Origin of the sequence: Polyangium sp. 15x6, from assembly GCF_029960785.1 — a bacterium.
Classification (GTDB): Bacteria; Myxococcota_A; Polyangia; order Polyangiales; family Polyangiaceae; genus Polyangium.
The window spans coordinates 1-5,364 of sequence record NZ_JASBQE010000211.1 but is presented as its reverse complement, the minus strand read 5'-3'; the positions used below and the strand labels follow the sequence as shown (position 1 = coordinate 5,364).

Here is a 5,364-nt window from a genome sequence, read left to right as displayed (position 1 = left end):
GCAATGGCGCGGGCGGCAACGGCGGCTCCGCCGGCAGCGGCGGCGCGGGCGGCGGCACGGGCGGCGCGGGCGGCGGCATGGGCGGCACGGGCGGCGGTGCGCCCGCGGGTGGTTATTGCGGCAAGTCGTGTGCGATGCCCGCCGATTGCTGTCAGGGCGCGCCGAACTGCCCCGGCGACTATCCGTTCAACTACACGTGCGACAACGGCGTCTGCGGCCCCGGGCAGTGTGCGACGGACATGGAGTGCACGTTCGGTGGTGCGCTGCCGAACAACAAGTGCGTCGCGGAGAACGGGCTCAAGACCTGCGTTACGCCGTGCACGGCGGACGCGGATTGCACGATGCCCCTCAAGTGCATCGGCGAGGACGACAGCGGCGCGAAGTACTGCACCTCCGAGGCCACGGGCGGGTGTATGAGCGACGCGGACTGCAACGGCTACGGCAAGTGCAACACCACGTCGAAGGCGTGCGAGTGCTCGGCCGATGCCGATTGCACGGGCGCCGGCGTCGACAAGTGCGTGCAGTGATTTTCGGCTAGGGCGCGAGGCGCGTCACGCCGCGGCGTGGCGCGTCTCGATGATCCCGATCCGCGCGAGCATGCGCCGTACCGCGCGGAACGCATCCGCCCGGCCGAACTGCAAGAGGTGCCCGCCGTGGAACGTCTCGAGCGGCGCGCGGAAATGCTCGGCCATGCGCCGCGCATGATCGAGCGGCGTGATCTGATCCCCTGCCGCCCCGACGACCAGGAATCGCTCCGGCGGCAGCGCTGAAGGCCGCCCGAGGGGGCTCACCACGCGCAGCGTCGCTTCGATCGCCTGGTGCTGCGCCGCCTGCTGCTCCGGCGTGCCGACGAGCAGCCCCACCGCGCGCGCCACGTCGGCGATCGAGGCGCACGGCACGATCGGCACCGCGAACGCGAGCGTCGGATCGATCGTGGCCCAGAGCCCCGTCGTGTAGCCGCCGAGGCTCATCCCCATCACGCCGATGGACGGCGCGCCCCGGTCGCAGAGGAGCGCCGCGAGCGCGCGGAGATCCATGAGGGCCTGGCGAAACCCCTCGATCGTGAAGCGCATGTCCGGCGAAGGAAACAGCGCCGTTCCTTTCGGCGCGCGGCATGCGTGGAACGGCAGCACCGCCATCGCCACGTCGAGGCCGAGCTCGAAGATCCAGGGCACGGGCCAGAGCCGCTCTTCGAGCGCGAACGCCCCGCACCGGTAGCCGTGCACCAGGATCACGACCGGGCGAGGCGTAGTGTGCAGAAACAGCCGCGCCGTCGCGGTGCGGTTCAACGCGTGGCCGAGGTAGTCCGTTCGCACGCTCTCTTCGAGCGGCTCGAACTCGCTCGGCCACGTCGCGTCGAGCACCATGCCGGGGTCGGGGCCGGCCATGAGGCGCACCCGGGCGAGCTCGACGTTGGGGATCGTTGGTTCCCCAAAGAACGAGCTCGGCGCCGTGAAGTGCGCGGGTTTGTCGTAAATCCCGCGGATCGTGTCGAGCATCTCGATCCGGGCCTCGGGGCCGAGGCCCGAGGGATCGAAGGCGCGGATCCTGTCACCACGCACGAGCATCGCCGTGCCGACGGTCTTGTCGAACCCGGATGCAGCGGTCGTGAGGATGCGGCGCAGGACCAACCCGCCCTCCTTTGATTGGCGTGTTTGACGTGTTCGCTCTTCGGCCTACCTCCCCGTCACGACGATGCGCGACGCGGCGGCTGCTACGACGTCGGTAAGCAAGAAGGGGACCTGCCGCGTCTGGTTTCTCCGCCAGAGCTCGGCTTGGTCGCGGAAGTGCGGGCTCTGCGAGTCCCACACGACGCCTCCCGGCAGCGCGTTCCACGACCGCGGACCTTCCGGAGCGAGGTCCACGACGAGGCGCTGCGTCGGCCCGAAATCGTAATCGTAGCGAGGCGTCACGTCGAGCCGGGCGGTGAGGGAGAAGTCGGACGAGTCGACCGAGAAACTGTCCCCGTGCCGCGGAAAGCCGTCCGGGAAAACGGCATCGCCGAGCGGCGGGATCGAGAGCTGCCCGAGGACCGGGAGGATCGCCTCGAAGCGGACGCGATGCCGTGCGCCCCAGCGGTACGCGCTGATGTCCGTCCCGACATCCGCCGCGAGCGTCCCGAGCGCGTCGAGGAGCGCGCGCACGATCCGCTCGTGCTTCGTCTCGATCTCCGGCGTCGCCATGTCGTCCCAGAGCGCGCTCTCCTTCGTCGTCGTGTCGTACGTCGGGAGCGACTCGGGTGTGTCGCGCGTGATCGCGAGGATCGCCTTCGCCTTCTGATCACGCGGGACGAAGGGCCTGCCCGCGTGCTCGAGCTCGTCCCCCAGCACGCGCTCGACGAGCCGGAGGAGCCACGCGTTGAACACGAGCGTCGCCTGCGCCGCGCGCGCCTCGATCGCCGTGTCGCCCTCCTCCGGGAGCGGCTTGTTCGTGTCCGGATCCATGCCGCTCGCCGCGTCGTAGCCCGCCTCGGTGCCCCACGCCGTGAGCAGCGCGCGCACGGTCTGGATGGCCGCCGCGTCGTAGCCGGGATCGGCCACCACGGTCGTGAGATCGGGGTGCGTCCCGGGTGTCTTTCGTTCTGCCTCCGCTCGATCGATCGCCTCGAGCAGCGCGGGCGTGAGCCGCGAGCCGAGCGCCGACTTCGCGTCTCCCTGGATCTTCGCGATGTCCTCGGGCGTCGCCTTGTCGAGCTCCGCGAGCCGTTCCTGGATGCGACCTTCGCGGAAGCCGATGTCCCACGAGCACGCGAGGAACATCGGCGTCCCGTCGGGCAGCGCGCCGTTCGAGGGATCGTTGTCGAGCGAGTCGCCGATCGGATCGTTGTTCGCGGTCGCGAGGAAACCCGCGGCGGGGTTCTTCTCCCAGGGGACGAGATGGTCTGGCAGCGCGCCCGTCCACTCGGCCGAACCATCGCCGGGCAGCACGAGGCACGGCAGCGTGCCCGAGAACGTCGCGGGGTTCCACGCGACGGCCGCCGGCTTCCGCGTCGGCAGCTTCGCGTGCGAGGTCCAGAGCACGTTGCCTTGCGTGTCCGCGATCATCCAGTTCTGCGCGCCGACCTGAAACCCGTCGAGCGCGAGCTTGGCCTCGTCGACGTTCTTGGACCTCAAAAGAGCGATGATCGCAGCGATCTCGTTCGTCGGTTCGTCGCCGGTCCAGCGCACGCTCACGGCGCCCTTCGCGGGGTCGAGCGGGGCCACCGTGTGATCGGGCAGGATCTCCGGCAGGATCGCCCCGTGGTGCGGCACGACCGGGACCTTGTAGGTGTACGGCGAGCCGCCCTGGATCTGGATCACCTCGTCGATCGTCTCGATCGCGACGTTTTTTCCCTCGAACACGACCGACTTGCCATCGGGCGTGATCTGTTCGGCGTAGAGATCGGTCACGTCGTAGCCGGCCACCGTCGCGCCCCAGGCGATGTTCTCGTTGTGCCCGAGGATGATCCCCGGGATGCCGGGGAACGCGAGGCCCGAGACCTTCACCCGCGCCGCCGGATCCTTCGGCGTCACCTCCATCGCCACGGGCCAAAAGATCGCGGGCGCGGCGAGCGTCAGGTGCGGATCACTCGCGAGCAGCGCGTGCCCCGTGCTGCTCCTTCCCGCCGTGACGGCCCAGTTGTTCGAGCCGAATCCTTCGGGGGCAAACAGATCCTTCACCTTGCGCAGCGACTCGCGATAACGCTCCGTCCGCGCGCCGAGGTCGGGCAGGAGAGGGGAAGGCGCGGGGGCTTTCGCGCCGCCCTGGCCCATCGGATACCCCGTGGTCGTCGTCGCCGGCTCGTAGGGCGCGAAGCGATAGAGCTCGCGGAGAATGCCGCTGCGCGCGGCGACCAGCGGATCGCCCGCGTCCTTCGGGAACGCCGCGCCGAGCGTCTGGATCGAGATCGTGTCCGCGAGCTCGCCGTCGGCCGAGTGCGAGAGCAGGTACGACTGCAGACGCGCGATCGCGAGGGCGTCGATGCCCGTGAAGTCGCTGAAGGCCGCCGCGGGGACGAGGAAGGCCGCCGCGGGCAGCCCGGCCTCGCCTTCGCGGAGCGCGCGGAAGTACTGGGACACGCCGTCGGCGTACGCGTCGACGAGGGCCTTCTCCTCGGGACCGAGCACCTCGTATTGCTTCTTCGCCACGCGGTGCAGGCCGAGGTTGCGGAAGACGATGTCGTTGTCGATCACGCTCGCGTCCGCGTCGCCGAGGATCTCGGCGAGCCGGCCCTCGGACACGCGGCGGTAGAACTCGATCTGCAGGTGCCGGTCCTGCGCCACGAGGTAGCCCTGCACGCGCACCGCGTCCTCGAAGCTCGACGCGAAGATGTGCGGCCGGCCGTCCTTGTCACGCACGATGTCCACGGGCGCGGCGAGCCTGTCGATCTTGATGCGCTCGGTGACGGGCAGATCGGCGCGATCGCCGATCGGGCCGAAGGGATCCCCGGCCGGCGCCGGGGGCGCCTGCGCCGGGTCCGAGCAGCCGGCGGCGAGGGTCAGCGCGAGGAAGCTGAAAAAGCGTGCGATCGGGAAGCGTCGAAGCTCATGCATGGGAAGGTCTCCTCTTTCCCGGACTAGCCTGCCGGGTCTTCGGCTCGCCGAAAATTCGTCCGTTTCTCGTCCTCTCTGGCAAGGGACCTCTCATGCGCTTGGTGCAGGCCCCCGCGCCGTCGGGCTCCCCCTCTCCGCCCGTGCGACCGTCGTTCGGTGCGTTCTTCGTCGCCGCTTCCCGCAAGTCCGAGCTCCTCTCGGAGCTGCGCGGCCGCGGCTACGTGGTGGCCAGCATCCTGCGGCCCCCCGCGCCCGGTCGGCTCCGCCAGGCCGTCGAGGAGGCCGTCGAGAGCGCCCTCGCCATGCGCGGCGCGCCCCCGCCGTCCGTCAGCGCCGACGTCGACGGCGCCGCCTCCTTGCGCGATCAAGTCGTCCGGGCCCGCGGCCTCGGCTCCTTCGGCCTCGCGCTCGCCTTGCCCCCGCTCGCCACGCTCGCCGACACCTCGGGCGACGCGCCCGCGCTCGGGCCCTCCGACAGCGCCGTGCTCTCGGTCTTCAACGAAGCGGCCCAGGCCGGCCCCGTGGCGCTCGTCCTCGACGAGGGCGACCGGGGCCTGCGCATCCTCGCGCCCGTCCGCCTCGACGAGCTCGTCGCCGACGCCGCGCCCACGCGCCGCGCCCTGCCCGAGCACTCGCGCGTCGTCGCCCGTCCGCCCCTCACGCCGCCCGCGCCGCCGCCCGAGGCCGAGCCGAGCGACGTGCGTCCCATCACGACCCACGAATCCGCCCCGCCCGAGGCCGACGCCGCGCCCGAGCGCGCGCCGATCGGCCGCCTGCGTGGGCTCAAATCGGGCCCGCGGCCCACGGCGACCCCGACGCCCGCGGCCGACGG

General features: G+C 71.1%; 2 protein-coding genes and 2 pseudogenes. 2 read left to right on the top strand and 2 right to left on the bottom strand.

Annotation, left to right across the window (positions count from 1 at the left end):
- Positions 1–527, top strand: a pseudogene (locus tag QHF83_RS52760) (hypothetical protein); the annotation flags it as partial.
- Positions 528–551: 24 nt separating this feature from the next.
- Here QHF83_RS52760 and QHF83_RS52755 read toward each other — a convergent pair.
- Positions 552–1,631 (bottom strand): hypothetical protein, encoded by a 1,080-nt coding sequence (locus QHF83_RS52755; RefSeq protein WP_282425780.1) that lies wholly within the window; start codon positions 1,629–1,631, stop codon positions 552–554.
- A gap of 45 nt (positions 1,632–1,676) precedes the next feature.
- Complete coding sequence (locus QHF83_RS52750; RefSeq protein WP_282425779.1) at positions 1,677–4,532, bottom strand: penicillin acylase family protein; 2,856 nt, start codon at positions 4,530–4,532, stop codon at positions 1,677–1,679.
- 140 nt (positions 4,533–4,672) lie between these two features.
- Between QHF83_RS52750 and QHF83_RS52745 the strand changes: the two are divergent.
- A pseudogene (locus QHF83_RS52745) lies at positions 4,673–5,364 on the top strand (hypothetical protein); the annotation flags it as partial.